Consider the following 25,781-nt stretch of genomic DNA (forward strand, 5'->3'; position numbering starts at 1 on the left):
CCCGCGGAGCGGGTACCACATCGCTGCGCGATGTGCAAGCGAACACCCGCGCTGCGCGCGGGTGTTGCGCTCCCGCTCCGCGGGAGCGCTGGCGGGACGCTGCGCGTTCCGCTCAACCCGACTGCTGCGCAGTCGGGTTGATGCTCCGTCCGCTGCGCTCCCGGAGCTACGGGACTTCGTCCCGCTGTCAGGCTTCCGCTTCGCTCAGCCTGGCGAAGCGGGTCCGCTGCGCTCCCCCGCCTGACGGTTCTTCCGGCTGCGCCTTCAGAACCTTGGGGCCCGCTATCGCGGGCCTGGCTGGCTACGGGGGCGGGTGCCCGGGGGCGGTTATTCGATGTGTCCGGTGGTTGGGTCCACCTGCTTCAAGAAGTCCCGGGCTGACGCCTGCAGTTCCTGCTCGCTCAATGCTCTGGCCGGCTGCACGGCAGAAGTGAAGCCGTACCCGGGGTTGGGGCCTGACAGCCAGGTGAAGTCGTATGTGCCCAACTCGTCGGGTCGCTCGGTGACCTCGAACGCTTCCCCGTCGACCATCAGTGTCAACCGCCGTGTGCTGCGTCTGTCCATGACTGGCCAGTATGCCGGGATCCTGCCATCGCTCGTTCGTGTCGGTGTTTCAGGGGAGCGTGCGCATCAGATTGATGCAGCATGTAGCGTTGGAGAAAATGTTACACACCTTGCAGCCGCCCGGGCGGGGAACGCTCACGTCATCAGAAAAAGGGAAAGCCGTATGTGGAGTGTTCAGGATGTGGCGCGGGATCAGGTCCGACGCCAAGCAGAGGGTCCGCAGATCGCCGCCGTTGCGGAGAGGGGCGCGGAGGCTGCTGTTCGCAAGCGTGAGACAGCGGAGCGGTTGCGGCGGAGTGGTTCCCTTGCGGCGCGGGCTGTCTTCGAGGCGCGGCGGCGTGACGAGGCGGAGGAGCTGTGGGTGGTCATGGCCGGCGGATCCAGGCGGTGGCCGCTCGAAGCGGGCTTCGGCCCGCTCGGGTCTTGGCGCAGCTCGACGTACGGATCGTGGTGAGCGAGGACGGTACGGTGTCCGTCTCGCCCTTCGCACCGTCCCGGTAATCCCTGAAATGGGCAGCGAACGAGCTATGGGAGGATCAGGAATTGCCGGGTATTCAGCTCCGGGAACATCAGCTCGCTCAGAAAGCGAGTTTCCGTAAGTGGGTGGGATTCCCTGCAAGGTCATCCGTGCCTCCTCAGGGTGCCCGTGGCACGATCGTGTCAGCGACCGGATCCGGCAAAACGATCATGGCCGCTGCTTGTGCCCTGGAGTGCTTCCCCGAGGGCCGGATCCTCGTGACCGTGCCGACCCTGGACCTGCTCGTGCAGACCGCCCAGGCGTGGCGGGCGGTGGGTCACCGCTCCCCCATGGTGGCGGTGTGCTCGCTGGAGAACGACCCGGTGCTGAACGAGCTGGGAGTGCGCACCACCACCAACCCGATCCAACTCGCCCTCTGGGCCGGGCGCGGGCCGGTCATCGTGTTCGCCACATACGCCTCCCTGGTTGACCGCGAGGACTTCGAGGACCCGATGGGTCAGCGGAAGGTTCGCGGGCCGCTGGAGGCCGCTCTTGCGGGCGGAGAGCGCCTGTACGGACAGCATATGGACGGTTTTTCGCTCGCCATCATCGACGAAGCCCACTCAACCGCAGGCGATCTTGGCAGGCCATGGGCGGCAATCCACGACAACGCCCGCATCCCCGCCGACTTCCGGCTCTACCTCACCGCGACCCCCCGCATCCTCGCCGCGCCCCGGCCACAAAAGGGCGCGGCCGGCCAGGAGCTGGAGCTCGCATCGATGGGCCAGGACTCGGAAACCTACGGCCCGTGGCTGGCCGAGCTCGGGCTGAGCGAGAGCATCGAGCGGGGCATCCTCGCGGGCTTCGAGATCGACGTGCTGGAGATCCGCGACCCCTCCCCCGTCCTCGGGGAGTCCGAGGAGGCTCAGCGGGGCCGGCGCCTGGCCCTGCTGCAGACCGCACTTTTGGAGCACGCGGCGGCGTACAGCCTGCGCACCGTCATGACGTTCCACCAGAGGGTGGAGGAGGCGGCGGCATTCGTGGAGAAGTTGCCCAAGACGGCTGCGGAGCTGTACGTGAACGACGCCTCCGACGACGACCGCGCGGCTGCGGACCGGCTGCCGAAGTCGTCCATCGACGCGGAGTTCTACGAGCTGGAGACCGGCCGCCACGTACCCCCGGACCGGGTGTGGTCGGCGTGGCTGTGCGGCGACCACCTCGTCGCCGAACGACGCGAGGTGCTGCGGCAGTTCGCAAGCGGAATCGACGCCTCGGGTCGGCGGGTGCACCGGGCGTTCCTCGCGAGCTGTCGTGTGCTCGGGGAAGGCGTCGACATCACCGGCGAACGCGGAGTGGAGGCCATCTGCTTCGCCGACACCCGCGGCTCCCAGGTCGAGATCGTCCAGAACATCGGCCGCGCACTCCGCTTGAACCGCGACGGCTCCACGAAGATCGCCCGCATCATCGTGCCCATCTTCCTTCAACCCGGCGAAGACCCGACCGACATGGTCGCCTCCGCCAGCTTCCGCCCCCTTGTAGCGGTCCTCCAAGGCCTACGTTCGCATGACGAACGTCTGGTCGAACAGCTCGCATCCCGTGCGCTCACCAGCGGCAAGCGCACGGTCCACCTCCAGCGCGACGAGGCCGGGCAGATCACCGGCTGGGACGGTGAGAAAGAAGACCAGGACAGCGATCGGGCCAGCGGCAGGGGCGAGTCGCCGCTGCTGCACTTCTCCACTCCACGCGACCCGGCCACGATCGCCGCCTTCCTCCGTACCCGGGTCTACCGGCCCGAATCCCTGGTCTGGCTGGAGGGCTACCAAGCCCTGATCCGGTGGCGGGCGGAGAACGAGATCACCGGCGTCTACGCCGTCCCGTACGACGTTGAGGTCGAGGTCGGCGTCACCAAGAACTTCCCCCTCGGGCGGTGGGTGCACCAGCAGAGGAAGGCGCTGCGGGCAGGTGAGCTCGAGGAACGGCGCAAGGTCCTCCTGGACGCCCCAGAGGCCGGAATGGTCTGGGAACCCGGCGAGGAAGCCTGGGAGAACAAACTCGCCGCGCTCCGGGCCTACCGACGCGCCACCGGCCACCTCGCGCCCCGGCAAGACGCCGTGTGGGGCGAAGGCGAGACGATGGTGCCCATCGGGCAGCACGTGGCGAATCTGCGCCGCAAAGGCGGTCTGGGCAAGGACGCGGAGCGGGCCGCCCTGCGCGCGCAGCAGCTGGCTGCGGTCGACGAGGACTGGAACTGCCCGTGGCCGCTGGACTGGCAACGCCACCACAAGGTGCTCGCCCGCCTCGCGGAGGACGAGCCCGACGGCGTGCTGCCCGACATCGCACCCGGCGTGCTCATGGACGGCGACGACCTCGGACGATGGCTCCAACGGCAGAAGCAGCCCGGCACCTGGGCGCAGCTTCTCCCCGAGCAGCAGGAACGACTGACCAAGCTGGGCGTCAAGCCGCTCGAGGCGCCGGCTCCCGCCCCCGCGGCTGGGCACGCGGCGAAGGGCCTGACCAAGGCGCAACAGGCGTTCCAACGAGGCCTGGCAGCCCTCACACAGTGGATCGAGAGGGAAGGCGCCCACCGGCCCGTACCACGCAGCCACGCCGAGGAGATCGCCGTCGACGGCGAGACGGAACCGGTACCCGTGAAACTGGGGGTGTGGGTATCGAACACCAAGACCCGGCGGGACAAGCTCACCGCCGACCAGCTGGAGGCGCTGCGGGAACTCGAAGTGGAGTGGGCCTGATGGCGAACGAAGAAGCGTGCCACAGTTCGACAGGTTCGGCACTCCGTGTTCTACCTTCGGCGCGGCCATGGAATGATCGCTGCACTCGGTAACCAGAGGGAGGCGGTGGGTGCATGACCAGCCCGGAGAATCCCTTCGAGGCATCGGCGTCAGCGCTCGGATACCTCTACCAACTCCGCGTGGCCCTCCAGCGGTGTGTGGAACTCTCCAGGGGTGGGATCGAGTGGAGTGTGGCGATTGAGGCAACGGACGATGTCCAGGCTCTCATCGGGTCGCACACCGAGCTGACCCAGCTGAAGAAGCGGGCAGACAACGTGAGACTGACGGACCTGTCGTCGGACCTGTGGAAGACAATCAGGGTCTGGTCACATGCCGTCACCGAGGGGCACATCGACCTTGCCGAGACAAGCCTCTACCTGATTACCACCGCAGAGCTGCCGGATGACGGCGCGGGGTTCCTCCTGCAGCCCAAGGCCAGCGGACACCGTGACGAGCGGGCTGCCGAGGCCCTCCTCGTCCAGGCGCGGCAGTCCTCGAAGAGTACGACGTTGGCCAAAGCCTTCGAGGCGTTCGACGCGCTCGGGGCACAGCGCCGGGCCGAGCTCATCAGCCGGGTCGAGGTCATCGGTGACGCGCCGGGGATGGACTCCATCAGGGAGGACCTGCTCGGCTACGCAAGCCTGGCCGTCGAGCGCCAGTACGCCGAGTCCTTTCTTCAGCGTCTTGAGGGCTGGTTCTTCGAGCGGGCGTCTGTCCAGATGAGTTTCCCGGGGTCGGATCCGGTGACCGGCGCCGAGTTCGACGAGCTGTTCAACGATCTGCGCAATCAGATCGGTGAGCACAATCTGCCGATCGACCCTGATATCGCCGCGCTCACGGCTGCGGCCCCGGCCGCAGCCGATGCCGCAGCCAAGGTGTTCGTGCATCAGCTCCGACTGATCGACGTGGGCGCGGAGCGGATCGGCTACGCGGTTCGGGACTGGGTGAGGGCCTTCGCTCAGCGCTCGCGCTGGGCGAACGAGAACCTGCTACGTGCCGGCGAGATCGGCGCATATGAGCGCAGGCTCGTGGAGGAGTGGCAGTCGCGCTTCGCCGAGATGCGTGAAGACCTCGGCGATGAAGCCACCGAGGAAGAGATGAAGCGTGAGGCCAAGCTGATCTACAGGTGGGTCGACCGGGAGGCCCGGCTTCGCATCCGCACCGGCTGTGAAGAGGTGTTCGTCGTCAAGGGGTCGTACCAGATGCTCGCGGACGAGCTGCGAGTCGGGTGGCATCCGGACTTCAGCGCCCGGCTGGCGGCTCTGCTGGAGCCGGCGGGAGCCGCTGATGGCTGAGCGTGACCTCAGCCGCGAGGAGCGCGCCCTGTTCAACCCGGCCTTCACAGCACTTGTGTGCGTCCGGGCTGTGCAAGGCTACGAGAAGCAGTACCGCTCCGCCTGCCCACTGCCAGTCGCAGTGACCGCCGCGGTCATGGCTCTCCAGCCGTCCATCCGGACGGCGCTGCCCGCCACCATCCGCAGCGGGCTGATGAACTGGCTCGACGAGAACGAGGCCGTGCGCGTGGCTATGGGTCTCAACGCCGCTGCCCTCGCCGCCGTCGTGCGACCAGGCCTGCTCTTCGCCCTTCAGAGCGATGTGCTCAGGCTTCAAGGCTCCGGGCTGACGGTGAAGCCACGGGCCGTGACGGCCCTCAAGGACGGTCCCGAACAGAACACCGCGATCCAGAAGGCCGCCCATCAACTCGGGCGCTGGCTGCCCAGCACTGGCAGCATCAGCACCGTCCTGACGCTCCTGGGAGTCCAAGCGTGACCTTTCAGATCCAAGCGGTCACCGTCTACGGCAAGCAGCCCGGACAGGTCCGCACGGTCCCGTTCCACACCGGCACCCTGAACATCGTCACGGGCGACTCCCGGCGCGGGAAGAGCGCGCTGCTGACGATCATCGACTACTGCCTGGCTAGCTCCGACTACCCCGTCAAGGCCGGTAAGGTCCGCAAGTACGTGGGCGCCTATGCCGTCACCCTGACGAAGCCCGGCCGGCAGCTCTTCGTCGCCCGGCGCGCCCCGGAGCCCGGGAACGCAGTGAGCACCGTGCTGTGTGTCCTGTCCCAGGCCCCAGAGACCCCGCCTCCCCCGCTGGAGGGGCTGACGTTCGCGACGCCCCTGGACACCGCCAAGGACATCCTCAGCGACTTCTGCGGCATCGACCGCACCGTCAAGGTGCCCGCGGTCGCCCGCGCCCAGACCATAGCTCCCTCGATCCGCCACGCGCTGTACTTCTGCTTCCAGGCGCAGAATGAGGTCGCCAATCCCGACCTGCTGTTCCACTCCCAAGGTGAGGAGTGGCGGCCGAACACTATCCGGGGTGTGATCCCGTACTTCCTTGGCGCCGTCGACCCTGAACAGGCAGCGCTGCGCAACCGGCTGCGGCTCCTGCGCCGGGACCTTTCCGACCTTGAGGCCAAACTCGCCCAGGCCCGCGACCTCGGCCCAGCGTCGGGCCAGGCCCGAGCTCTGCTCACCGAGGCGGTCGAGGCAGGCCTTCTACCGCACCGCGACAGCGAGCCGACGGGCGAGGAGGTCCTTGGCCTTCTGCGGTTGGCCTTGGAAGGCAGCATCCGGCTAGAGCTGGAGTCCCGACCGGACAACGACGGCGACCCGTTGGCCGCCGCCATCGGCCGGCGTGCCCAACTCCGGCGCGCCGCTGGGCAGTCCCGGGCCCGCATCGCCGACCTCAAGCGCGCGGTCGAGGAGAATGACGACTTCGCGGGCGAGGCAAGAGAGCAGCGCCGGCGTCTCGCGTCTCTCGGGTTGATGCGAGTGTCCCCGGACACCTCCCAGGCCGCCCAGTGCCCGGTGTGCGAAAGCCCGGTCGCCTCGGCCAACACCACGGTAGCGACGATCATGCACGACCTCGAACGCCTCGATGGCGATCTGCAGGTGATCGGCAGCGACACACCTGCCCTGCAACGCCAGATGGCCCTGGAGGAGGAGCAACTGCAGCAACTGCGCGCGGCGCTCTCCCGCAGCCAGGACGAGATCAACGAGATCAGCGCCGGGCTGCGCGCGCTGCAGCAGGAGCCGGACCAGGCGCAGCGGGCCGCCCACGTGCGCGGTCGTATCAGCCTCTACCTCGACACCACCGCCCAGCATGTGAGTGCCCCGCAGGTCGAAGACCGCCGCGACGACCTCCAGCGACAGATCGCTGAGTTGGAAGAGCTCCTGAGCGACGATACCCAGGGCGACCGGCTCACCAGTTACCTGTCCCTGATCAGCCAGAACATCCGCACCAAGGCTTCCGCGCTGGAGCTCGACCACTCGGACGCGCCCATCCGCCTCGACGTCAACCGGCTGACTGTCGTCGCCGACACGGCCGACGGTCCCGTCCGGCTCGCCGACATGGGCAGCGCCGAGAACCACCTGGGCTACCACGTCGCCACGCTGCTGAGCCTGCACGAGTGGTTCAGCGAGCACCGTGGACCCGTCCCGCGGACGCTGATCCTCGACCAGCCGTCCCAGGTGTACTTCCCGCCCGACTACACCGGCGAGCCCACACCCCAGGGGACCGACCTCAGCCACCTGCTGAATATCTACCGGACCATCAACGACACCGTCCAGGCACTCGGCGGGGCGCTCCAGGTCATCGTCGTTGAGCACGCTGACCTGGCCGACCCGCTCTTCCGTGACCACGTCGTCGAACGCTGGCGCTACAGCAACAACCAGGCCCTCGTCCCACCGGAGTGGATCACCGAAATGACCGACGACGAAGACGAATAAGCCTGCAGCCTGGCCTGTCTGCATATCCCGCCGTCCGGCGCTCCTTGCCCCGTCGGGGCGCGAGGGGCAGGGGCCGAGGGGCCGCAGCCATCAGCGCCAGTCGAGGTGGCCGGGCGGAAACGCAGGACGGCCATGAGAGTGGGCGGAGTCCGCTAGCTGGTCCAAGGGGTCGTGTCCGCCAGCGAAGAAGACGGCCGCCAGAAGACCACTGCGAAGAAGGCCGCGCCCTCGCGGCGCCGGAAGTCCGCCTGAGCAGCAGATCCGGCGCCGCGAAACACTTCCTGCTTCTCGTCGCGCGCCCGATCAAGAGGGCAGTGATCCACTTGGCCCGCTGGCGCCTGAGGAGTCAGATGGGCTTGCAGCCGTTATGCGTGCAGTGGGGGATGCCTCCTCCGCCTCCGGAAGGCAGTGCCGACCGCTTACCATCCTTGAGATAGACCAGCATCGCGGGATTCTGCTTCCAGTCGGTTCCTGAGACATTGAAGGTGTCTGCGTCCTCCTCGGGAATGTGTCCCGCGTCGAACAGGATGGAAGCGACATCCTGCGGACGGTCGATCTCAGCGACCTTCACGGTCCCGTCAGGGTACTCAACCTCGAAAGTGGCTCGACGAACCGCGCCCCGCTCAAATTCGGACATTTGATCTCCTTTGGGTCTGCCGTCGTCGGCAGGCTAGGTCCTTCTCCGCCTGCTGCCGAGGCGAATCGCGAAGGCTTGGCCCAGGCGGACGCAGCGGGGAGCCGTTCTCCATCCCCCGCGCGAGACGAAGGCGAGGAGGCTATGCGCCGGCTCGGCTTCCACGACCGGGCGCTGCCGGAGCTGCTGCTGGGTGGGTCGGGATGCCGGCTTGGGAACTCGCGGACGACGACCACGCACGGGCGGGCGGATCGCCGGCACCGTGGTTCACATGTGGGACTGCCCGCTTGCCGGGAAGCCGCGCGAGGAACTGAACATCGGCCAGGCGCTCGACACGCTGGAGCGGCCGGGCGCGCGGGCGTGCCAGGAATGCAGGGCCGCGGAAGCACTGCTGCCCCTGCTCGGCGGCGGGGACGGCTAGCCGAGCCAGTCGGTCATCTCGGTCTGGACGGCCGAGCCGTCGAGGTCGGCCAGCTTCATGCCCACGAAGGTGCGGGCCCAGTCGGAGGTCTGGATCCGGAACGGCATCTTCTCAGCGGTCAGCGCCTCGACGACCGGGGCGGCCGCCTGCTCCGGCGTCTGCGCGGTGTCGCTGCCGAAGGACGTCAGGGCGTGGTTGATGTACCCCTGCAGCGACGGGGCGTACGGGCCCGCCTGCTCCAGCAGCGCCGGGATGTCGAGCCCCACGTTGTTGACGAACTCGCTGGCGACGGCGCCCGGCTCGATCACGGACACCTGGACGCCCGCGGCCGCGGCGACCGGGGCCAGCGCCTCCATGAAGCCCTCGACGGCGAACTTGGCCGCGCAGTACGACTCGTTGAACGGCTGGCCGACCACGCCGCCGACGCTCGTCACGGTGATGACCCGGCCGCCCGAGGCGCGCAGGTGAGGGAGCGCGGCCCGGGTGAGCTCGACGACGCCGAAGAAGTTGACCTCCATCACGGACCGGACCTGCTCCATGCCGTGCTGCTCGATGGTGCCGACGAAGCCGGCGCCCGCGTTGTTCACGATGGCGTCGAGGTGGCCGTGCTCGGCGACGACCTCGGCCACGCAGGCCGCCACGGAGTCCGCGTCGGTCACGTCGAGCCGCTTGACCTGGACCAGGTCCGAGACGCCGGCCTCGGCGACGGCCTTGTTCAGGGCTTCGGCGCGGGCGGTGTCGCGCATGGTGGCGACGGTGTGCCAGCCGGACCTGGCGGAGGCGACCGCGGCGGCCAGGCCGATGCCGGAGGAGGTGCCGGTGATGAGGACGGTCTTGGCGGCGGTGTGGGTGCTCACAAAGGCTCCTTAGTTTTGTGCGTGCACACACACATTAACGATGTGTGCGTGTGCACGCAACCCGGTATCCTTCCCCCATGGCGCACACGCATCTCAACCTGGACGGCCTCACCCCCCGCGACCACGCCTTCTACGGCCTGGTGTGGGCCGGGACCACCCTCACCGCACGGGTCGACCAGGTGCTCACCCGCCGCCACGACCTGCCGCTGTCCTGGTTCGAGGTGATGCTCTGGCTGAGCGTCCAGCCCGAACCGGTCGCACCCTCCGAGCTGGGCGCCAAGACCCTGCTCAGCCGCAGCCAGGTCTCCCGCGTCGCGGATTCGCTACGCGCCCGCGGCCTGGTCGAACGGGTCCCCTCCCCGACGGACGCCCGGTCGGTGGGCATCGCCCTCACCGAGGCGGGCCGCCGCGCCTTCGCGGAGGCCGACGCCACCCGCCGCGAGGCCCTCGCCGAAGTCTTCGACAACCGCCTCGACGACGCAGACATAGCCGCACTGGAAACCGTCTGGGCCAAACTCAAAGACAAGCCCGAGGCCTAGAGACCGGTACGGCCTCCCGGCCCCGGGACACTGCGCCTCCCATATGCCACTCCGTGACAGTGGAACACCGGAACGTCCCGTCCGCGACAGTGAGACCTGCCTCAGGAGGAGGACCCCGAGCCGCGACGACGCGCAGACCTCGCCCGTTCCGGCCCCGTCAGGGTGGGCTGACGGGGCCGGCACGGGCCTGCCAGCCGACGGCGGCAGACCCGTAGGAGGAAGCGTGCGGTCGCTTCACCACGACCAACGAACCCGCCCGCCGGGGGGCACGGCCCATGAAGATGGCGAGCGAAGTCCTCGACGACGGTCAACAGATCCTCCACGGGCACGGGTTGGTGCCGACCCACGGTCAGGCGGCGGATACGGCTTACGTCGGTGGTGTCGATCGGGGTGGTGTAGCCGAGGCGGGCGCGGGTGTCGATGACGATGCCGCCCGTGGTCGCGGCCGACTACGGGCGCGGGGCCGGCGCTCAGCCACCACCGGACCATCGGGCCGGAGGCCGTCGGAGCGCTTTCAGCCAGCCAGTAGCCCAGCTGCCCACAGCCGATCGCGCTGCTCCGGGCCAGGCCACGGCCACCGACTCCGGGGCCGGATCAGGAGCAGCAGGCGGAGGCAGCGACGGCTTCCGGCGCTACCAGGCGGGGCCCGGAGGGCGGAGAAAAAATCTTGGATGCGGCTGGACGGATCTCCGGCCGGTGACGGCGGTACTTGTGAACGCCCAGATGGGCGAGGAGTATTCGTCTGACCGTCAGGGGAGAGCACGGCATGGGGACACAGAGCGTGGTTGGCGGCCTCGACCGAGGAAGGGCTCGTGGTGACGCTCACCTCTGACTCGCCGTGCGCCCGGACCGGCTGCACCCAGGGGCAGCGGTCTCCTGCCTGGAATGCCCGTGGGGGCCGACGATGGTGGCGGTGAAGCCCAGGCTCGTGCCTCCGCTGGAGAACCTCTCCTCGACGATCCTGCCGATGGAGCTGACGGCCTTCCACGACGCCCACCGGCTGAACTTCGTCAAGTACGCGCGCAGCCGCAACGTTCAATCGGCCGACGCTGAGGACGTCGTCAGCGCCGCGTTCCTGACCTTGTATCGGGCGGGCCAGGCTTTCCTTGCGGCGGACAACCGGACCGCGTTCGCGTTCAAAGTGCTGAGCGACACGATCATCGACCACTTCCGGCGCCGCGACCGCAGACCGCGTACCCAAGCACTGGCCGGGGAGCCGGACGACTACTGCGGGGGCGGCACGGGTGATGGCGGCATCGAGTCCGTGATCTGCCGGGTCGACGTAGAGCGGGCCCTGCAGGCCCTGCCGGCCCGTCAGGCCGACTGCCTGCGGTTGCGGCTGTTCCTCGAACTGTCCAGGGAGCAGATCGCCCGGTACCTCGGGATCAGCCCGTCAGCGGTCTCCTCTCACATCTCCGCCGGGCGCCGGGCGCTGGCGGGGCGCCTTGAGAGCTACCAGCCGCATGTGACCGCGGGACAGGGAGGCACGAAGTGAACATCGACGACCTCTTCCAGGCCGCCCGCACCACCCTGCGAGAGGAGTACCACGGCTACGACCCCGCCACGGGGCGTGCCCGGCTCGAGGACGACGCAGTCCGCGACTCTGTCGACACCCAGTCATCAAGCTGGGTGGAGGACTGGTCCCCGCTGGCCGCATGCAACACCACCGACCCCGACGAGCTGTTCGTCCATGGCGTCGCGCAGAACCGCGCCAAGGCCGTCTGCACCGGCTGCCCCGTCCGGACCGAGTGCCTGGCCGACGCGCTCGACAACCGGGTCGAGTTCGGTGTCTGGGGCGGAATGACCGAACGCGAGCGCCGTGCCCTGCTCCGGCGCCGGCCGTCGGTGACGTCCTGGCGGCGCCTGCTCCAGACGGCCCGGGACGAATACGAACGCGGTGCCGGGATCATGCAGACGCAGCGGCAGACGGAGGTGGTGGCCAAGGCCATGGAGTGGACCGCATAGAACCCGTGGGGGCCGGCCTCGTGTCGGCGCCCCGCGCCCGGCCCCGGAAGACCGACAAGCCCAGAAAGGAGCCCGGAACCGTGCCCAGACACAGGACCACAGTCGGCCGGCTTTCACTGCGGAGGGCCGCCTTCGCAGCGGAGCCGACCGGAACCGGATTCGGGCGCGACAAAGCCCGGTATCACGGTCGTGATACCGGGGCCCTGTCTTGCATGCAGGAGTCCGTCGTCCCGAGTTCTTTGGCGAGAGCGGGGAGCAGCGGACCCTCTTCCAACCACGAGCAAGCTCACAGTCGGCCTGCGGGATACCCGGCGCGTCTGCGCTAAGGCGTCCCGCCGATGAGTCCTCCCCGTCCGGGGTCGAAATCATCGTTACGCCCTATCTAAGGCTCCGGACGCCGGATCCGTGCAGCCCAATTGATGTGACGTGGGTCACATCGCCCTGCGAGGGTCGCGCACGGCCGGATGCCGGTCCGCGTGCATGTATCCACACCGCCGAAAACCCCGTTCCACGCCCGGCCTGCGGCCCGCAATGAGGGGTGTGCCACGGGGCCGGCATCTGCTTGAATTTATCTGACAACTCAACACGGACCATGCAGGACTGGGGAGTTCGCGAACCCTTTGGCGAGAGCGCGCGAGCCCCGGTCTCTTCCAACCGGTGTTGCCGGGCTGCTCCAGCCCGGCAACACCGGTGTCGCCGGTCCACGACACCGAGAGGGAGACTCACGTGAGTCTGTCCGCGTTCCGCGACTCCGCCCGCCGCCTGGCCCAGCGTGCCCTGAAAGCCGCCCGAGACGCCCCCGGCCACGTCCGCCGCAAGCTCAAGGCCGTCGACCTGTTCGTCCAGGACCACCACGTCGCCGCCACCGCCCTCGTGCTCATGCTCATACTCGCCGGCGCCGGAGCCCTGTTCTGGTTCCGCCTGGACGAAGTCGTCGAGTTCGCCCGCACGTACGCACCCGTGGCCACCATCCTGTCGATCACCGTCGGCACGCTCCTGGGCGTCACCAAGTGGTTCCGCAAGCGACGCGCCGCCCGACTCGCCCTGGCCGCCGCCGACACCGGGCCCTGCGGAGGTGAGATCCGTGACCGCAGCTGAGCGCGACGGACGCCTCCTCATCGACGGAGAGCTCCAGGACCCCGCTCACATCGAGCTGGCCGACTTCACCGACTTCTACACCGCGACCAAGGCCGGCACCCATCGGATCGTCCGCTCCAAGCTTCGCCACCTCTACCTCTTCGGCGGCGACGCCGACGACATCGTCCAGCACGCCTACGAGATCGTCTTCAAACGCTGGGAACGCGTAGGACGCCTCACAGCGCCCGAGGCATACCTCCACACCGTCGCCGCCAACCTCACCTACAAGGCCCTCGCCAAGAGGAACGCCGAGTTCGACGCCATGTACCCCGTCCCCACCGCCATTGACATGCCCGCCACCCGCCTCGAAAGCCACCTGGAGCACCAGGTCCTCAAAGAGACCATCGCCCCCCTCCCCCACCGCCAACAGCAGATCCTCGTCATGACCTACTACGGCTTCAACGACAAGGACATCGCCGCCACCCTCGACATCGCCGAGTCCTCCATCCGCTCCCACCGCCGCCACGCCCGCAACCACCTCGCCCACACCGCCCGCCACGACACCGAACCCGCCTGACCGCACCGCCCCACGCGGCCCCGTACCCGCCCGGTCCGGGGCCACGCCCACGCACGGCCGACGCCTCAAGCAGCGGCCAGACGCCCGCCCCGCAGCCGTACACCTGAGGTGGATGCTCCCGAGGGTCTGCGGAAGGTTCGCGGGCCGCTGAAGGCCGCTCTGTCGGGCGGGGAGCGGCTCTACGGCCAGCGCATGACCGACGCCGGAAACTTCTGCTTCAGCAGGTCAGAGGGCCGCGGGGGTGGAACACCAGGACCCGGGGCGGGAAGCGTTTCGCCGACCTGGCCGCCGACGACACCTGCGGGCGGTTGGCCTGGTTCCTGGGCGCAGGCGTTGCCGCGCTCTCTTCCGCCTTGCGCTCCCCCTGATCCCGAGGCTGGTGCTGATGGGTGATCTACTCGGTGTGCAGCACCGAGGCGATGGTCATCCGGGCCGCCGACCGGGCCGGGACCAGGGCACCGAGGACGGCGATCAGCACGCCCACCAGGAGCATCGCGGCCAGCTGCGGGGCGTGCCACACGTCTTTCATGTACGCCGGGAAGTCGACCACGCCGACATGGTCCACGATGAGGCGGTGTGCCGCGATCCCGAGCGGGATGCCGAGCACGCCGCCGGCCGCGCCGAGCCCGGCCACTGAGGTCACGGTCATTACCACCACCTGCCGGGGTGTCATGCCGATCGACTTGAGCATGCCCAGGTCCCGGCGCCGCTCGCGGGTGTTCAGGAGGACGGTATTGAAGACGCCGAGCGAGGCGACGAGGGTCAGCAGCGTCGTGAACACGGTGGAGAAGGTGACGACGGTGGCGGTGCCGGCGTTGCCGGAGTCAAGGACCGACGCGTGCAGGGCCGGGTCGAGCGCCGTGACGGCCTCGGCGTAGGCGTGCGCGTCGGCGCCGGAGGCCAGCCGTACCGTGTACTCGGTGGCGTGGGCCTTGGGTGCGAGCCGGGTGAAACTCTCCCACGTGGCCTCCAGGGCACGGGCGTTGCCCTCGACGAGCTGACCCACGACGGTCGCGGTGATCCTCCTGCCGTTCAGCTCCAAGGTGACCCGGTCACCGAGCTTCAGGCCGCGTTGGGTCAGGAAGGCCGGCCCGGCCACGATCTCGCCCGCCGCCTTCGGCGCCCGGCCCTTGACGATGCTGTGCTCGTACACGGAGTCGTCCCCGCGGTAGAAGTCGGCGAAGACGGGCTGAGTCTGTCCGGACATGTTCGCCTGGGAGAGCGCGCGGGCCCGTACTCCGTCCGCACCGGGCAGGGAGCGCAGCCGTTCCTCGATCTGCGCGTCGCCGAGGCGGGGCGGCGTCCGGTCGTTGCCCGACCCTTCGCTCGTCACGTGGATCCTGGCGCGGCCGTCCTCCCGTCCAATTTCGCCATACGCCAGCAGGGTGCTGGTCAGTCCGGTCGACAGGGTCACCGTGATTACCCCGAGGACGATGGACGCCAGGGTCAGCAGCGTGCGGGCCGGGCGGGCGAACGGCTGGCCGAGGCCCAGGCTGACCGGGCGGGGCAGCCGGGTGGCGCCGAGCATCTTCTGGACGCGCAGCCCACGCCCGGTCCGCGGAGCGCCGCCCGCACTGATGGCCAAGGCGGCGGGCAGCCGGCGGGCCCGCAGGGCGGGGACCAGCGCGGCGAGCAGGACGAGGGCGGGCATGCCCAGCAGGCAGGCCACAGAGACCCATGGGTTGATCTCCGCGACCGAGGCCCGGCCCACGTCGATGCCGGTGAACGCGACCTGCAGGATCGGTCCGGCCAGGGCGTTGCCGGCGAGCGTTCCCAGTACGCAGCCCACGACGGCCGGTACGGAAAGCATCGTCAGGTAAACGGCGACGACCTGGTTGGGGGTGAAGCCCAGGGCCTTGAGCACCCCGATGTGCCGGTAGCCGGAGACGACCGCCCCGCTGACCACGTTGCCGACGATCAGAGTGGAGACCAGCAGGCCGAGGACGCCGAAGAGTGTCATGAACGGGAGGTAGGAGTCGGCCAGCGCGGAGAAGGCCTGCTTGAGGGTGAGGTATGTCTGGGTGCCGGTCAGCGCGTCCTCGGGCAGTCCCGTGGTGGCCCGCGCCAGCGAGGCGCTCAACTCGGCCTGGGTCGAGGAGTCGGTGAAGCGGTAGAGCATCTGGGCGGAGGTCGGGTGGAGTGCGGCCATCTGCTCGGGCGAGACCCAGGCGCTGGCCGACTTGCTCATGCTTGCAGCGAATCCGACGACGGTCAGAGTCGCTCCGCCGGGGATCTTCAGTTGGGTGCCGAGGAGATCCGGGCCGGGGGATCCCTGGACGGACCAGTTGACGACGATCTCGCCGGGCGCGGTGGCCCAGTGGCCCTCAAGCAGCTCGATCCGGTCCACCGGGCCGGCCGGATCGGCCCGGCCCACCACGGTGAGGGTGCCGCCCGCCATCCAGAGCCAGTCCTTGGGGATGTCGACGACGGCCTGCCCGAACGGTCCGGCGGCAGCCTCCACACCGGCCTGCCGGGCGGTCCGCGCTAGTTGCTCCCGCGAAACCTTCTTGGTGTCGAAGGACGCTGTCGTGTGGGCGCCGCGCTGCGCGGCGTATGCCTTGTCGAAGGGGTCCGAGGCCGCGGTCAGCAGGGCCAGCGCGAGCAGGACGGTCGTGGTGGAGCAGAGCACGACGAGCCCGATGACGAAGGTCTGGAGCCGACGGCGCTTCACGGCCGCGCGCGAGGCCGTCCATACGGCGCTCACGCGGCCGCCTCCAGCGTGCTCTCACGGGCGATCCGGCCGTCGGCGACTTCGACCAGGCGGCTGGCGCAGCGGGTGGCCAGCTGCGGGTCGTGGGTGACGATCAGCAGGGTCTGGCCGATCTGGTTGAGGTCGATCAGCAGGTCCATGACCTGCTCGCCCGAGCCGCTGTCGAGGGCGCCGGTCGGCTCGTCGGCGAGGAGCAGGGCCGGGCGGTTCATCAACGCCCTGGCCACGGCTACGCGTTGGCGCTCACCGCCGCTGAGCGTCGCCGGATAGTTGTTCCGGCGCCCAGCGACACCGAGTTCGTCCAGGAGCTCAAGGGCTCGGCGGCGCGCCTGCCGAGCGGGGGTGCCCGTCAGCTGGGCGGCCAGGGCCACGTTGTCCAGGACGGGCAGGTCGTCGATGAGGTTGAAGAACTGGAAGATCATGCCGACGTTCCGCCGCCGGAACAGGGCCAGGCCCGTTTCGTTCAGCTTCCCAAGGTCGTGGCCCTGCACCTCGACCGTGCCCGAGGTCGGCCGGTCCAGGCCCGCCACCATGTTGAGCAAGGTGGACTTGCCGCAGCCGGAGGGCCCCATCACGGCGACCGCGTCGCCCGTGCGGATCTCCAGCGACAGGCCGTCTAGGGCCTTCACGTCGCCGTACTCCTTGTGTACACCGTCCAGCCGCACCACTACCTGCCGAGTACCGTTTTGATCGGTTGTCATGGCTCGAACCTAGGGCGGGGCCGATGGCGTGGCGTCGCCCCCCAGATGTATCTGGGAGGTGAGGTCATCCTGGGGATGTACGGAAGCTGCATCCGGAGGCCGATGCGGGGTGAGGCGGGCACCTGCGAAGGTGATCGGGTGGGGGAATCCTGGACGATCTGGCTGGTCATCGCCCTGGCGGCGGCAGTTGGCGCCGCCGGGTGGCTGTACGTGGCGGCGGTCCGGGCACGGCGGGCGCACCGGAAGGCCATCGAGGAGCGCGGTTGGCTCCTTGAGCGGGAGCGCGAGAGCGCGTCGCGCATGGCGGTGGACGCCGAGCGGGCCAGGATCGCGGCCGAGCTCCACGACATCGTCAGCCACAACGTGAGCCTGATGGTGGTCCAGGCAGGAGCCGCCCGCGAGGTGCTGGCCACAATGCCCGCGGAGGCGGCGGCGGCGATGAGCGCCGTCGAGACCGCCGGGCGGAACACGATGACCGAGCTGCGGCACCTGCTCGGCCTCCTCGCACCCGCGCAGAACGGCGAGGACGAGCCCTACGAGGTGGACCTGTCGCCGCAGCCGAGCCTGAGCCGGCTCGGCCCGCTGGTCGACCGGATTGCCTTTGCCGGCCTGCCCGTCGAGATGCGCATCTCGGGTGAGCCGCGCCCGCTGCCGACCGGGATCGACGTCACCGCCTACCGAATCATCCAGGAGGGCCTGACCAATGCGCTCAAACACGGAGAGGGGGCGAAGGCCGAGGTGACAGTGCGGTACGCGGACCACTACCTGCGCGTCGAGGTGCTGACCGGCGGACCGAGCGTCCTGTCGGGCGGCGCGCCCGCGCACAGGGCGCCGGGACAGGGCCGGGCGGACGGAACGGGACGAGGGCTGCTCGGCCTGCGGGAGCGGGTCGCGGTCTACGGCGGCGATCTGGACGCCCGCCGCCGCCTCGGCGGCGGCTACCGGGTCCGCGCCCGGATCCCGCTGGACCGCCCATGACGACGAACGCCGAGCCCGCCCCGCGCGTCGTGATCGCCGATGACCAGGAGCTGGTCCGCACCGGCTTCCGTCTGATCCTGACCGCCCGTGGCATCGACGTGGTGGGCGAGGCCGACGACGGGGCCGAGGCGGTGGCCGCCGTGCGCGAGCTGCGGCCCGACGTCGTCTTGATGGACATCCGGATGCCCGTGATGGACGGCCTGGATGCCGCCCGCCGCATCCTCGCGCAGCACCCGGACTGCCGAGTGATCATGCTGACCACCTTCGACCTCGACCACTACGTGTACGCCGCCCTCGCCGCCGGAGCCAGCGGATTCCTACTCAAGGACGTCACCCCCACGCATCTGGCCGCCGCGGTCCGCCTGGTCGACACCGGTGACGCCCTCCTCGCACCCTCGATCACCCGCCGCCTCGTGGAGCGCTTCGCCTCCGGTGCCCCCCGCACCGGTTCGGACCTCGCGACCCCGGCCGTCCACCGAGACCTGGCCGCACTGACGCCGCGCGAGCGCGATGTGCTGACGCTCATGGGCCGGGGTCTTTCCAACACCGAACTGGCGCAGGAACTGACGCTCAGCGAGGCGACCGTGAAGACCCACGTGGCCCGGATCTTCGCCAAACTGACCCTGCGCGACCGGGCCCAGGCCGTCGTCCTCGCTTACGAGACAGGGCTCGTCTCACCGGGCGAGTCCGCTGACACCGCCAAGCCGTGGGGGCGAAATTGAGCGTCGCGCGGTCCCCAAGGGAAAGTACACGGTCGGCGGTACTTCGAGGGCGCACCGGTGGCCGCGGCGGAGCGGGGATGCGGCACGCTGCCGGCAGTTCCAGGGTCGAGCCGCTTGTCAATGCCGAGCTAGGCTGGGGCACTGGCCAACCTGTCGAGGAGCTGGTGAAGGCGCGCACCACGTTTGTGCAAATCGGCGGCCGCGGGGCGCGGTGGTCCAGCGGGAAGCGTTTCGCCGACCTGGCTGACATCGAGTCCGCAGGCGGTTGGCCTGGTCCCCCTCGGCACAGGCGTTGCCGCGCTCTCTCCCACGTGCTGGCCGGGCCTGTCGCCGCCAGGTGTTTAGAGAGGGATTTGGCGAGTAGAAGGGGTCCACGACCAATCCGGTTACGTTGACGAGGAGGTCCCCATGTCGGGCACGGAGAAGAGCAAGGCCCACGCCGAGCAGGCCAAGGGCAAGGTCAAGGAGACCGTCGGCCGCGCTGTCGGCAACGAGCGTATGACCGGTGAAGGCCAGGCCGAACAGGCCAAGGGCAACGCCCGTCACGCCAAGGAAGACATCAAGGACACCTTCCGGCACTAACAGCGCCCGGCCCATGCCGCAAGGCTCCGGCCACTCCGTACAGACGGAGTGGCCGGAGCCTTGCGGCATGCCGAGGCGAATTAGAGAGCAAGCCCGCCCCCCACCCCGGTGGTGGGGGGGGCAGCGACCGCGCCCGGCACTGGGGCTTCGGGGCACGCTGCTCGGCTCCAGGTCCTACGCTTCAACCGGGGAAGGAACGCCTGCCGCCCGCAAGGCCGGCTGTCTGTCACGCGGCTCTGCGGCCGTTGCGGAGATCGCCCGGACGGTAGTGGAGGTGACGGGCCGGGCCGCGCCGGCGGCAGGCCACCGGCATCGCGCGCGCCGGGGGTGGGCGGCCCGCGCCGCGGCCGGGAAAGGGTGCTCTATGAGATGGCGGCGTCGTCGACCGTATCGCGGACCTGGAGGTAGGCGTCGACGCCCGTAATCGTGAAGAGCCGCTGCAGCTGGGGGGTCGGTGCGGCTACGCGCAAGGCTCCTGCCTGGTGCGTCCGGATCAGCAGGTTGAGCATGGTCGAGTCGGCGAAGGTGATGCCAGAGGCGTCCAGGACCACCTTGGAGTGCCTGTCGATCGCGTCCGCCAGCGCGTCCGCCAAGGGTGTGATCGAGCCCATGTCGTACTCGCCCCGGGCAACGATCACCCAGGCATCACGCCATGCGTACTGCTGCACGCCGGTCTCGCCAGAGGCGTGCCCGGTGTCGGCCATGAGCGTAGGCGTGACGGCCTCGTCCCTCAGCACCTGTCGACCCCTTCCACTGACCCCGCCCCGGGGACATGCGTCATCGAATGCATGCAACTTATGTCATGCAATTATGTTCCGGCAAGCTGGGTCCCCTAAAATGCTGGACATGGTTGGAGTGCCCGAATCACACAGCGGATGGACGTTCATCACAAGCCACGCGCGCGTCCTGGCGGCCATCGCCGACGATCCGAACGTCCGTATCCGTGATATCGCCGCCCACTGTCGGCTGACCGAGCGCGCCGTCGCGCGGATCATCACCGATCTCGAGCGGGACGGCTATCTCTCGCACACCCGCGAGGGGCGAACGAACACGTATCGCATCGAGCCGAACAAGATCCTGCGCCACCCGGCAGAGGCAGGTCTCCCCGTCGCCTCCCTGCTCTCCCTGCTCGTTCAGGACGAGACCGAACGCTCCAAGGAACCGGCCGCATCGCCGCACCAGTAACCCTGCCGCACCCCGCGCCGAAAGCCCCGAGCCGGAGGATTCTTGGGGCGCTGCCCCTGGTAGACAGTGACCGGTGGGTATCCAAGAGCGTGAACGCAAGATGTACCGGCCGTTGCGGCGGGCCGGCCTCGAGGTGATCCCGGACGCCGTGCCGGACGGCACGATGCCGTTCGTCTCCGGATACCGCCCCGAGGACATCGTCGGCGGCTTCTCCCACCCGTACAAAACGCCACGGCTCGTCCAGCGTCTCAACGAGGACTGGTACGACCTGGCGGTCTCCTCGGGCCTTCTCGACCACCAGCGCGAGTTCCTCGTCCTGCTTCCCCACGGCACCCACACGCACCATGCCCTCCTGCCGAAGGAGCACTTGCACTATGGCCGCCATACCCCATCGCCGGTCTGGACCCGGGTCCGGCTCCTCGACCGCTGGGACATCATGGGCCGGGGTGCGGCATCGGCGTTCCTCGGCATACGCGCGGGCCACCCGGGTTTCAGCATGATGGCGCTCGACAGCAGCGTGTACATCAGCTGCTCGACAGGCGAGATCGGCGTCGACGTGAGGGCGGTAGCCCACCCGGCCCACTCTGAGAACATCCTGCAAGACCTGGAGTGGTACGCACATTGGGACTATCCCCGCACCGACAAGGAGTTGCAGAAGCGGATCGCTGCCTGGCTCGCGGGCCGCGGACCGGGGACCGCACCTCTTACGCGGCCCGGTCGGCCGGGAGCAGGACGTCGGCGTGGCGCTTGAGTTCTGAAGGCATGGCAGCAGCAACAGAGTTGACGTCCGAGGTGTCCTGGGGTGTCCTGCTGCAATGTCTGATCTTCGTATCCAGCAGCCGGACGGCGACGCCGCGCTCAAGGACTGGCAGCACGTCCACAACGTGATCATTCCTACTCACCCCCTCTCTCTGGACGAGGTACGGGAACGGGCTCAGCGCAACCACCTTGAGATCGCGTACCTCGATGACGATCTGGTGGGATGCAGCACGGTACGCCCGCCGTCTGACGAAACACCGGCAGCCACAGTCATCGCCCGCGTCCTCGCCCCTCACCGCAGGCGGGGGTTCGGCGAGGAACTCTACGAGCGCGGGCTCAACCGGGCTCGCCAGCTGGGGGCCGAGATGATCGAGACTGTCATCCTGTCCTCCAACGAGGACGGACTGCGGTTCGCGCTCAAGCACGGCTTCGTCGAGACCGAGCGATACCTACTACCCGGCGACACCATCCCTTGGATCGACTTGCGGCTCGCTTAGGGCACGCCACAGCGGCTTCAGTGTCGCCCTCCCAGCGGCCTACGGCCCCGTGACCCGCAGAGCGAAGCATCGCCGCGGTCGAGCACCCTTCCGAGACGAGGCGCTGGCTAGTCGACCTCGACGTACGTGACGATGAGGATGCTGCCGAGGGCGGTCGCGGAGAACACGATCCGGACGCCGGAGTGCTGATAGTCGCGCAGCGCTGTCGCGGTCGCGTGCGGCTTCACCTCAGCGGCCGCTCAGCTTGCCTTCCGGTACGCCCCGGCGGGTCCTGCGACCCGGTGTCCGTAGCGGGCGTTGAGCTGGTCGATCACGGGCTCCAGGCGCAGGCGCTTCTCGCGGGCGTGGTCGAGCGAGAGCTGGGTTCCGGGGCCGTCGTCGGCCGGGCCGAGGTCCTCGGCAATGAGCGTGATGCGGCGGATCCTCGCGCGCTGGAACGCCATCGCGTCCAGGAGTCGCATTGCTGCGGTGCGGAGGGCGTCGGTGTGGGCGGAGTCGCCTACCTCAATTGGATCGACACCGACATGGTCCGAGACGCCGACCAGCACGCGGTCCTGCGAGAACTACGCGCCCACATGCCGCCGCCCGCACGCAAAATCCGCCCGGCCCCCTCGGTCGCCGAAGACCTGGCCACCGCCGTGGAACGGCGCAAGCCATCGGTCTACGTACCGGCCTGGCTCCGCGCCGTCCAACCCCTCCGAGCGTTCCTGCCACCCCTCGTCACACACATCGCCCGCACCGAACTTCCCCGCCTGGAACGCACCACACCGTTCACAGCCACCGGCCTGCTGGGCGCCGGAGGCCGGGCCGACGACAGAACCCGCAACGCCTGAAGCCCGCCACATCCAATCTCGCCGAACCGGGATGCTGCCGGACGTGCACGGCCATCACCGGTCATGCAGGCGCCAACCCAGGGGGCCGGTTCCCCGCTGATCAGCGCCGTGCGGGCGATCACCAACGGGGACAGGCCTCCAGAGCTGGGATCTCTAGGGGGCTGGCCTGCGAGGTGTGCAATTCCGTCTTGAGGGGAGGAGGGTAAGAGGACCGGAACGATCCGGGTTGCGGTCGGCGGTCATCCTTCACGCCGACCGGCGATGTCGCCTCGACGCCAGGCTTCGACGCCTGGAACCCGCGGAGGACAACGGGAGCGCGATCGCGGAGGGCCTTCCCACCAGCGCAGATCGAGGTGCCTTCCTCATGGTTCCCGACCTTCAGGCGGGTGTAACCCGCTGCACACCCATCCTGCTACACGGTGCCCCCACCTGGCAGCCCACCGTCGGTCGCGCCTCCGTCCGCTTGGTCCGCACCGGCTGCCCCACCACGGCCGTCCTGCACCTGTACGGAGAGTTCGACACCGGCACCGTCGAATGCCTCCACGCAGCCATCGCCTCGGTCTGCACCACGCGAACCCGACGGCTGCTGCTCGACCTGACCGAGGTCACCTTCGCCGACTCCGCGTTCGTACACGCCCTGAGCCAGGCCGAGAAGCGAACGGAGCGGCTCGTCCTGATCGGCCCGCTCACGTCCTCTGTGCGCCGTGTGCTCGACGTCACCGGCACCCGGAAGCTGTTCCACATCGTCCTGGACCAGGCCGCGGCCTGACCTCTTGGCCGCCCAACTGCGGGCGGGCGCCCGCGCTGCTACTGCGTGGGAACGCGCCCGGCGAGGTCGCCGGCGAGCTGCGCCGCGTTGTATCCGTGGTGGGTGGTGTCCAGGGTGCTCAGCCGTCTCAGGAAGCCGATCGCCGCCAGCGCCTCAGCCTCGGTCAGCAGCGGCAAGCGAGGCTCGTCGAGGTCAGGAGAGTCGCCGATGATCGGCTCGAAGGTATCCATGGGGTGATCAACTCGCCGGGGCGGGACAGGACACGCAGCGTGGCCCGGTCGGCTGCCTCAGGCGCTCTTACGGCGGGTGGTCTTCTTCGCCGTGGTCTTCTTGGCGGCCGTCTTCTTCGCGGGCGCCTTCTTCTTGGCCGCGGCCTTCTTCTTCGGCTTCGGCATCTCGTGCACGGTGGCATGCTCGCCGGTCTCGCCGCGGGCTTCCTTCGCCTTGGCCACGGACTCCTCCAGCGCGGCCATCAGGTCGACGACCTGCCCGGCCGGTGCTTCCTCCCCGGCGACCGGCGCAGGCTGGCGGTGCTCGGCCTTCGCCTCGATGACCTCGACCAAGGCCTCGCGGTAGTGGTCGACGAGCTCGATGTCGTCCAGGTGCTCCACGCTCATCGTCTCCAGCAGCGCGAGCGCACCCCGCAGCTCCTCCTCGGTGGGGGCCTTGCCCTCGGGAGCGAGGGTCTCGGAGGAGCGGATCTCGTCGCCCCAGTGCATCGAGTTCAGCAGCAGCGCGTCGCCCTTGATCCGCAGCATGCCCAGGCGCTCGCGGCCGCGGAGGGCGAACTTGGCGATGGCGACCTTGTCCGTACGCTCCAGCGCCTTCCTGAGCAGAACATACGGCTTCGCGGCGACCTGGCCGTCAGCGCGGAGGTAGTAGTTGCCCTCACCCAAGCGAATGGGGTCGATGCTGTCGCGGTCGACGAACGCCACGATCTCGATGGCCTTGGCCGTGGGGAGCGGCATCTCCGACAGATCGGATTCCGTGATCGCGACGACCTGATCCTTGGCGACCTCGTAGCCCTTGCCGATCTCGTCCTGGGTGAGCTCCTGGCCGTCGAGCTCGCACACCTTGCGGTACCGGATGCGGCCGCCGTCCTCCAGGTGGACCTGCTTGAAGCTGATGCTGTGCGACTCGGTCGCCGGCTCCAGCTTCACCGGGATCGTGACCAACCCGAAGCTGACGGCCCCGCTCCACATCGAACGGCCGGCGGGCATGCGCGCCTCCCAGAACCCCCTGGCGGTCGGACACCCAGGCTAGGCAGATACGCGCCGTGATCGCAGGCTGAGCCGCTCCTCGACGACCTGGACGTCGGACACACCCGTCTCAGACGCCTTGAACACCGCGTATGCCTCGACGGCGCCAGCGCTGTAGCTGACAGCGGACTCCCGACGGTCCTCATGCCCGGCCTGCGCCCACGTGATCTTGAAGTTCTGCATGCCTCTGCTCCACTCTCCTGGGTCCGGTCCGGCGGCGGCAGCATCGGCATGGGCGCAAGCCGCCGGACTCGCACAAGAGTGCCACCTGGCACTAACACATCCCCCGGAGCGGCACCCGTGGGCGTATGCCCTGATCGAGTGGGGTGTGCCCCCGCCAGCGCCGCGGCGTTGGGCCAGGTACGGCCTCGGGGACATCGGTACAGCGGTTGGCGCTGAGATTGATCATGGTCAGCAGCGAACGCCGCCCCTGAGGGCGTGGGGCACCTGTTTCACGGTGCCTGAGCAGTGGAAGGGCTGAGCGGTACTTCTTCGCTCCTTGGAGGACTTCATGCCAGAAGATTTCGAAGACGTCCCTGAGCCGTACGAGGACACCGTCGACGAGCCCGTCGACGAGACCGGGGTTGACCCCAAGGACATCGAATTGGTTACGGCGCAGACTGGTGCGTCACGAGCGAAGGCGGTCAGGGCCTTGAAAGAGAGCGGCGGCGACCTCATCAACGCGATCATGGCGGCCGGCGAATAGTCGGCGAACCGGCGCCGCACCCGACCAAGGGGCCAACTGTCTGGCACGGCCAAGGCAACACCGGCCTCGGTACTGGTGGACTCGCCTATTCAAGGTGTGCCCACTGCATTCCACCGGGCAGCTCCCGGGTCGCACACAGCAGGACCGTGCCCGTGACGACGTCCCCCAACCCTGAAACACTCCTCAGCCCCAGACTGCCGTAGAGGAGAGAGCCCGATCTCCGCCCGCCCTCGTCCACTCAAGCGGAGAGGCGTCGCGCCCGCAGGCTGAGCTGCTCATCGACGACATGTGCGCAGGTCGAGCGGCTGGGAAAGAGCGTCCCGGCCGTCCCGGTGAGGGATCCCCAAGTGGACACGCCCGACAGCCTCGGTCAGGGCCCTGACGCGGTGACCACTGGCGCCCTGCCGAGATCCGCGAGCGGCACGGTCGACCTGCCTCAGCTCCCGCTAAGCACGGCGCCGCT

29 protein-coding genes and 1 pseudogene are annotated in these 25,781 nt (G+C 69.0%); 19 read left to right on the forward strand and 11 right to left on the reverse strand.

The features are described from left to right. Positions 1-327: 327 nt before the first annotated feature. Positions 328-564: a hypothetical protein gene (locus ACF1G2_RS29785; protein ID WP_391801268.1), complete on the reverse strand. Its 237-nt coding sequence runs from the start codon at positions 562-564 to the stop codon at positions 328-330. Positions 565-1,107: 543 nt separating this feature from the next. On the opposite strand from ACF1G2_RS29785, the gene ACF1G2_RS29790 reads away from it, so the two are divergent. The 4 genes from ACF1G2_RS29790 to ACF1G2_RS29805 all read left to right on the forward strand — a co-directional run bounded on the left by ACF1G2_RS29790 (position 1,108) and on the right by ACF1G2_RS29805 (position 7,547). Continuing rightward, complete coding sequence (locus ACF1G2_RS29790) at positions 1,108-3,771, forward strand: Helicase associated domain protein (protein ID WP_391801269.1); 2,664 nt, start codon at positions 1,108-1,110, stop codon at positions 3,769-3,771. Between the two features lie 113 nt (positions 3,772-3,884). Beyond that, complete coding sequence (locus tag ACF1G2_RS29795) at positions 3,885-5,105, forward strand: ABC-three component system protein (protein WP_391801270.1); 1,221 nt, start codon at positions 3,885-3,887, stop codon at positions 5,103-5,105. Then, entirely contained in the window at positions 5,098-5,580 is a 483-nt protein-coding gene (locus tag ACF1G2_RS29800) for a three component ABC system middle component (RefSeq protein ID WP_391801271.1), read from the forward strand. The genes ACF1G2_RS29795 and ACF1G2_RS29800 overlap by 8 nt, the downstream gene beginning before the upstream one ends. Then, positions 5,577-7,547, forward strand: coding sequence for a DUF3732 domain-containing protein (locus tag ACF1G2_RS29805; RefSeq protein ID WP_391801272.1), 1,971 nt, complete (start codon positions 5,577-5,579; stop codon positions 7,545-7,547). The genes ACF1G2_RS29800 and ACF1G2_RS29805 overlap by 4 nt, the downstream gene beginning before the upstream one ends. Before the next feature lie 346 nt (positions 7,548-7,893). On the opposite strand, the gene ACF1G2_RS29810 is transcribed toward ACF1G2_RS29805, so the two are convergent. Beyond that, a complete protein-coding gene (locus ACF1G2_RS29810; RefSeq protein ID WP_391801273.1) occupies positions 7,894-8,184 on the reverse strand; it encodes a hypothetical protein in 291 nt (96 codons plus the stop codon). Between the two features lie 190 nt (positions 8,185-8,374). Here ACF1G2_RS29810 and ACF1G2_RS29815 point away from each other — a divergent pair, with 190 nt between their 5' ends. Then, complete coding sequence (locus ACF1G2_RS29815; protein WP_391801274.1) at positions 8,375-8,602, forward strand: DUF6233 domain-containing protein; 228 nt, start codon at positions 8,375-8,377, stop codon at positions 8,600-8,602. Here the strand turns inward: ACF1G2_RS29815 and ACF1G2_RS29820 are convergent. Next, positions 8,599-9,459 carry an SDR family NAD(P)-dependent oxidoreductase gene (locus ACF1G2_RS29820; protein WP_391801275.1) on the reverse strand — a complete coding sequence of 287 codons (861 nt, stop codon included), beginning with the start codon at positions 9,457-9,459 and terminating at the stop codon, positions 8,599-8,601. The genes ACF1G2_RS29815 and ACF1G2_RS29820 overlap by 4 nt on opposite strands. Positions 9,460-9,536: 77 nt before the next feature. Here ACF1G2_RS29820 and ACF1G2_RS29825 point away from each other — a divergent pair, with 77 nt between their 5' ends. Beyond that, positions 9,537-9,998, forward strand: a complete 462-nt coding sequence (locus tag ACF1G2_RS29825; RefSeq protein ID WP_391801276.1) for a MarR family winged helix-turn-helix transcriptional regulator — start codon at positions 9,537-9,539, stop codon at positions 9,996-9,998. A 344-nt stretch (positions 9,999-10,342) separates the two neighbouring features. On the opposite strand, the pseudogene ACF1G2_RS29830 reads toward ACF1G2_RS29825, so the two are convergent. Next, positions 10,343-10,444 (reverse strand): annotated as a pseudogene (locus ACF1G2_RS29830) (XRE family transcriptional regulator); the annotation flags it as partial. Positions 10,445-10,965: 521 nt separating this feature from the next. On the opposite strand from ACF1G2_RS29830, the gene ACF1G2_RS29835 reads away from it, so the two are divergent. The 4 genes from ACF1G2_RS29835 (at position 10,966) to ACF1G2_RS29850 (ending at position 13,617) form a co-directional block, all read left to right on the forward strand. Continuing rightward, a complete protein-coding gene (locus ACF1G2_RS29835; RefSeq protein WP_391801277.1) occupies positions 10,966-11,493 on the forward strand; it encodes a sigma-70 family RNA polymerase sigma factor in 528 nt (175 codons plus the stop codon). 134 nt (positions 11,494-11,627) lie between these two features. Then, positions 11,628-11,963, forward strand: a complete 336-nt coding sequence (locus ACF1G2_RS29840; RefSeq protein ID WP_391801431.1) for a WhiB family transcriptional regulator — start codon at positions 11,628-11,630, stop codon at positions 11,961-11,963. A 726-nt stretch (positions 11,964-12,689) separates the two neighbouring features. Next, positions 12,690-13,061, forward strand: coding sequence for a hypothetical protein (locus ACF1G2_RS29845; protein WP_391801278.1), 372 nt, complete (start codon positions 12,690-12,692; stop codon positions 13,059-13,061). Further along, positions 13,048-13,617 carry an RNA polymerase sigma factor gene (locus tag ACF1G2_RS29850; RefSeq protein ID WP_391801279.1) on the forward strand — a complete coding sequence of 190 codons (570 nt, stop codon included), beginning with the start codon at positions 13,048-13,050 and terminating at the stop codon, positions 13,615-13,617. Before ACF1G2_RS29845 ends, ACF1G2_RS29850 begins: the two co-directional genes overlap by 14 nt. A gap of 394 nt (positions 13,618-14,011) precedes the next feature. Here ACF1G2_RS29850 and ACF1G2_RS29855 read toward each other — a convergent pair whose 3' ends face one another. Both ACF1G2_RS29855 and ACF1G2_RS29860 read right to left on the reverse strand, forming a co-directional pair. Beyond that, the gene (locus ACF1G2_RS29855; protein ID WP_391801280.1) at positions 14,012-16,321 is read right to left on the reverse strand and encodes an FtsX-like permease family protein; all 2,310 of its coding nucleotides are present in this window, start codon (positions 16,319-16,321) and stop codon (positions 14,012-14,014) included. Next, complete coding sequence (locus ACF1G2_RS29860) at positions 16,318-17,028, reverse strand: ABC transporter ATP-binding protein (RefSeq protein WP_391801281.1); 711 nt, start codon at positions 17,026-17,028, stop codon at positions 16,318-16,320. The genes ACF1G2_RS29855 and ACF1G2_RS29860 overlap by 4 nt, the downstream gene beginning before the upstream one ends. 138 nt (positions 17,029-17,166) lie before the next feature. Here ACF1G2_RS29860 and ACF1G2_RS29865 point away from each other — a divergent pair, with 138 nt between their 5' ends. The 3 genes from ACF1G2_RS29865 to ACF1G2_RS29875 all read left to right on the forward strand — a co-directional run bounded on the left by ACF1G2_RS29865 (position 17,167) and on the right by ACF1G2_RS29875 (position 19,310). After that, on the forward strand, positions 17,167-18,006 hold the full coding sequence (locus ACF1G2_RS29865) for a sensor histidine kinase (protein WP_391801282.1): 840 nt from the start codon (positions 17,167-17,169) through the stop codon (positions 18,004-18,006). Beyond that, a complete protein-coding gene (locus ACF1G2_RS29870) occupies positions 18,003-18,728 on the forward strand; it encodes a response regulator (protein WP_391801283.1) in 726 nt (241 codons plus the stop codon). Before ACF1G2_RS29865 ends, ACF1G2_RS29870 begins: the two co-directional genes overlap by 4 nt. A 408-nt stretch (positions 18,729-19,136) precedes the next feature. Then, positions 19,137-19,310, forward strand: a complete 174-nt coding sequence (locus tag ACF1G2_RS29875; RefSeq protein WP_391801284.1) for a CsbD family protein — start codon at positions 19,137-19,139, stop codon at positions 19,308-19,310. A gap of 362 nt (positions 19,311-19,672) precedes the next feature. Here the strand turns inward: ACF1G2_RS29875 and ACF1G2_RS29880 are convergent, their stop codons facing one another. Beyond that, a complete protein-coding gene (locus ACF1G2_RS29880) occupies positions 19,673-20,014 on the reverse strand; it encodes an STAS domain-containing protein (protein ID WP_391801285.1) in 342 nt (113 codons plus the stop codon). Between the two features lie 142 nt (positions 20,015-20,156). Between ACF1G2_RS29880 and ACF1G2_RS29885 the strand changes: the two genes are divergently transcribed. The 3 genes from ACF1G2_RS29885 to ACF1G2_RS29895 all read left to right on the forward strand — a co-directional run bounded on the left by ACF1G2_RS29885 (position 20,157) and on the right by ACF1G2_RS29895 (position 21,751). Beyond that, positions 20,157-20,495 (forward strand): helix-turn-helix transcriptional regulator, encoded by a 339-nt coding sequence (locus tag ACF1G2_RS29885; RefSeq protein ID WP_391801286.1) that lies wholly within the window; start codon positions 20,157-20,159, stop codon positions 20,493-20,495. Between the two features lie 73 nt (positions 20,496-20,568). Continuing rightward, positions 20,569-21,246, forward strand: coding sequence for a hypothetical protein (locus ACF1G2_RS29890; RefSeq protein ID WP_391801287.1), 678 nt, complete (start codon positions 20,569-20,571; stop codon positions 21,244-21,246). A 64-nt stretch (positions 21,247-21,310) separates the two neighbouring features. After that, on the forward strand, positions 21,311-21,751 hold the full coding sequence (locus tag ACF1G2_RS29895; protein ID WP_391801288.1) for a GNAT family N-acetyltransferase: 441 nt from the start codon (positions 21,311-21,313) through the stop codon (positions 21,749-21,751). A gap of 239 nt (positions 21,752-21,990) precedes the next feature. On the opposite strand, the gene ACF1G2_RS29900 is transcribed toward ACF1G2_RS29895, so the two are convergent. Then, positions 21,991-22,212: a hypothetical protein gene (locus ACF1G2_RS29900; protein WP_391801289.1), complete on the reverse strand. Its 222-nt coding sequence runs from the start codon at positions 22,210-22,212 to the stop codon at positions 21,991-21,993. 24 nt (positions 22,213-22,236) lie between these two features. Between ACF1G2_RS29900 and ACF1G2_RS29905 the strand changes: the two genes are divergently transcribed. Both ACF1G2_RS29905 and ACF1G2_RS29910 read left to right on the forward strand, forming a co-directional pair. Beyond that, entirely contained in the window at positions 22,237-22,584 is a 348-nt protein-coding gene (locus tag ACF1G2_RS29905) for a hypothetical protein (protein ID WP_391801290.1), read from the forward strand. A gap of 364 nt (positions 22,585-22,948) precedes the next feature. Continuing rightward, complete coding sequence (locus tag ACF1G2_RS29910; protein WP_391801291.1) at positions 22,949-23,353, forward strand: STAS domain-containing protein; 405 nt, start codon at positions 22,949-22,951, stop codon at positions 23,351-23,353. A 38-nt stretch (positions 23,354-23,391) separates the two neighbouring features. Here ACF1G2_RS29910 and ACF1G2_RS29915 read toward each other — a convergent pair whose 3' ends face one another. The 3 genes from ACF1G2_RS29915 to ACF1G2_RS29925 are packed head-to-tail and all read right to left on the reverse strand — an operon-like array spanning position 23,392 to position 24,795. Next, positions 23,392-23,583 carry a hypothetical protein gene (locus ACF1G2_RS29915; protein ID WP_391801292.1) on the reverse strand — a complete coding sequence of 64 codons (192 nt, stop codon included), beginning with the start codon at positions 23,581-23,583 and terminating at the stop codon, positions 23,392-23,394. Positions 23,584-23,640: 57 nt separating this feature from the next. Next, positions 23,641-24,573, reverse strand: coding sequence for a Ku protein (locus ACF1G2_RS29920; protein ID WP_391801293.1), 933 nt, complete (start codon positions 24,571-24,573; stop codon positions 23,641-23,643). Between the two features lie 39 nt (positions 24,574-24,612). After that, positions 24,613-24,795: a hypothetical protein gene (locus tag ACF1G2_RS29925; RefSeq protein WP_391801294.1), complete on the reverse strand. Its 183-nt coding sequence runs from the start codon at positions 24,793-24,795 to the stop codon at positions 24,613-24,615. A gap of 328 nt (positions 24,796-25,123) precedes the next feature. Here ACF1G2_RS29925 and ACF1G2_RS29930 point away from each other — a divergent pair, with 328 nt between their 5' ends. After that, positions 25,124-25,318: a ubiquitin-like domain-containing protein gene (locus tag ACF1G2_RS29930; protein ID WP_391801295.1), complete on the forward strand. Its 195-nt coding sequence runs from the start codon at positions 25,124-25,126 to the stop codon at positions 25,316-25,318. Positions 25,319-25,781 lie beyond the last annotated feature (463 nt).

It is taken from the genome of Streptomyces sp. NPDC013457 (assembly GCF_043089925.1).
Lineage (GTDB): Bacteria > Actinomycetota > Actinomycetes > Streptomycetales > Streptomycetaceae > Streptomyces.

What these genes read in the sequence shown, in the direction of transcription:
- ACF1G2_RS29785 (WP_391801268.1), bottom strand. Translation starts at nt 564, where the DNA reads ATGGACAGACGCAGCACACGGCGGTTGACACTGATGGTCGACGGGGAA.
- ACF1G2_RS29795 (WP_391801270.1), top strand. Translation starts at nt 3,885, where the DNA reads ATGACCAGCCCGGAGAATCCCTTCGAGGCATCGGCGTCAGCGCTCGGA.
- ACF1G2_RS29800 (WP_391801271.1), top strand. Translation starts at nt 5,098, where the DNA reads ATGGCTGAGCGTGACCTCAGCCGCGAGGAGCGCGCCCTGTTCAACCCG.
- ACF1G2_RS29810 (WP_391801273.1), bottom strand. Translation starts at nt 8,184, where the DNA reads ATGTCCGAATTTGAGCGGGGCGCGGTTCGTCGAGCCACTTTCGAGGTT.
- ACF1G2_RS29825 (WP_391801276.1), top strand. Translation starts at nt 9,537, where the DNA reads ATGGCGCACACGCATCTCAACCTGGACGGCCTCACCCCCCGCGACCAC.
- ACF1G2_RS29835 (WP_391801277.1), top strand. Translation starts at nt 10,966, where the DNA reads ATGGAGCTGACGGCCTTCCACGACGCCCACCGGCTGAACTTCGTCAAG.
- ACF1G2_RS29860 (WP_391801281.1), bottom strand. Translation starts at nt 17,028, where the DNA reads ATGACAACCGATCAAAACGGTACTCGGCAGGTAGTGGTGCGGCTGGAC.
- ACF1G2_RS29870 (WP_391801283.1), top strand. Translation starts at nt 18,003, where the DNA reads ATGACGACGAACGCCGAGCCCGCCCCGCGCGTCGTGATCGCCGATGAC.
- ACF1G2_RS29875 (WP_391801284.1), top strand. Translation starts at nt 19,137, where the DNA reads ATGTCGGGCACGGAGAAGAGCAAGGCCCACGCCGAGCAGGCCAAGGGC.
- ACF1G2_RS29880 (WP_391801285.1), bottom strand. Translation starts at nt 20,014, where the DNA reads ATGGCCGACACCGGGCACGCCTCTGGCGAGACCGGCGTGCAGCAGTAC.
- ACF1G2_RS29885 (WP_391801286.1), top strand. Translation starts at nt 20,157, where the DNA reads ATGGTTGGAGTGCCCGAATCACACAGCGGATGGACGTTCATCACAAGC.
- ACF1G2_RS29895 (WP_391801288.1), top strand. Translation starts at nt 21,311, where the DNA reads ATGTCTGATCTTCGTATCCAGCAGCCGGACGGCGACGCCGCGCTCAAG.
- ACF1G2_RS29900 (WP_391801289.1), bottom strand. Translation starts at nt 22,212, where the DNA reads ATGCGACTCCTGGACGCGATGGCGTTCCAGCGCGCGAGGATCCGCCGC.
- ACF1G2_RS29910 (WP_391801291.1), top strand. Translation starts at nt 22,949, where the DNA reads ATGGTTCCCGACCTTCAGGCGGGTGTAACCCGCTGCACACCCATCCTG.
- ACF1G2_RS29915 (WP_391801292.1), bottom strand. Translation starts at nt 23,583, where the DNA reads ATGGATACCTTCGAGCCGATCATCGGCGACTCTCCTGACCTCGACGAG.
- ACF1G2_RS29920 (WP_391801293.1), bottom strand. Translation starts at nt 24,573, where the DNA reads ATGCCCGCCGGCCGTTCGATGTGGAGCGGGGCCGTCAGCTTCGGGTTG.
- ACF1G2_RS29925 (WP_391801294.1), bottom strand. Translation starts at nt 24,795, where the DNA reads ATGCAGAACTTCAAGATCACGTGGGCGCAGGCCGGGCATGAGGACCGT.
- ACF1G2_RS29930 (WP_391801295.1), top strand. Translation starts at nt 25,124, where the DNA reads ATGCCAGAAGATTTCGAAGACGTCCCTGAGCCGTACGAGGACACCGTC.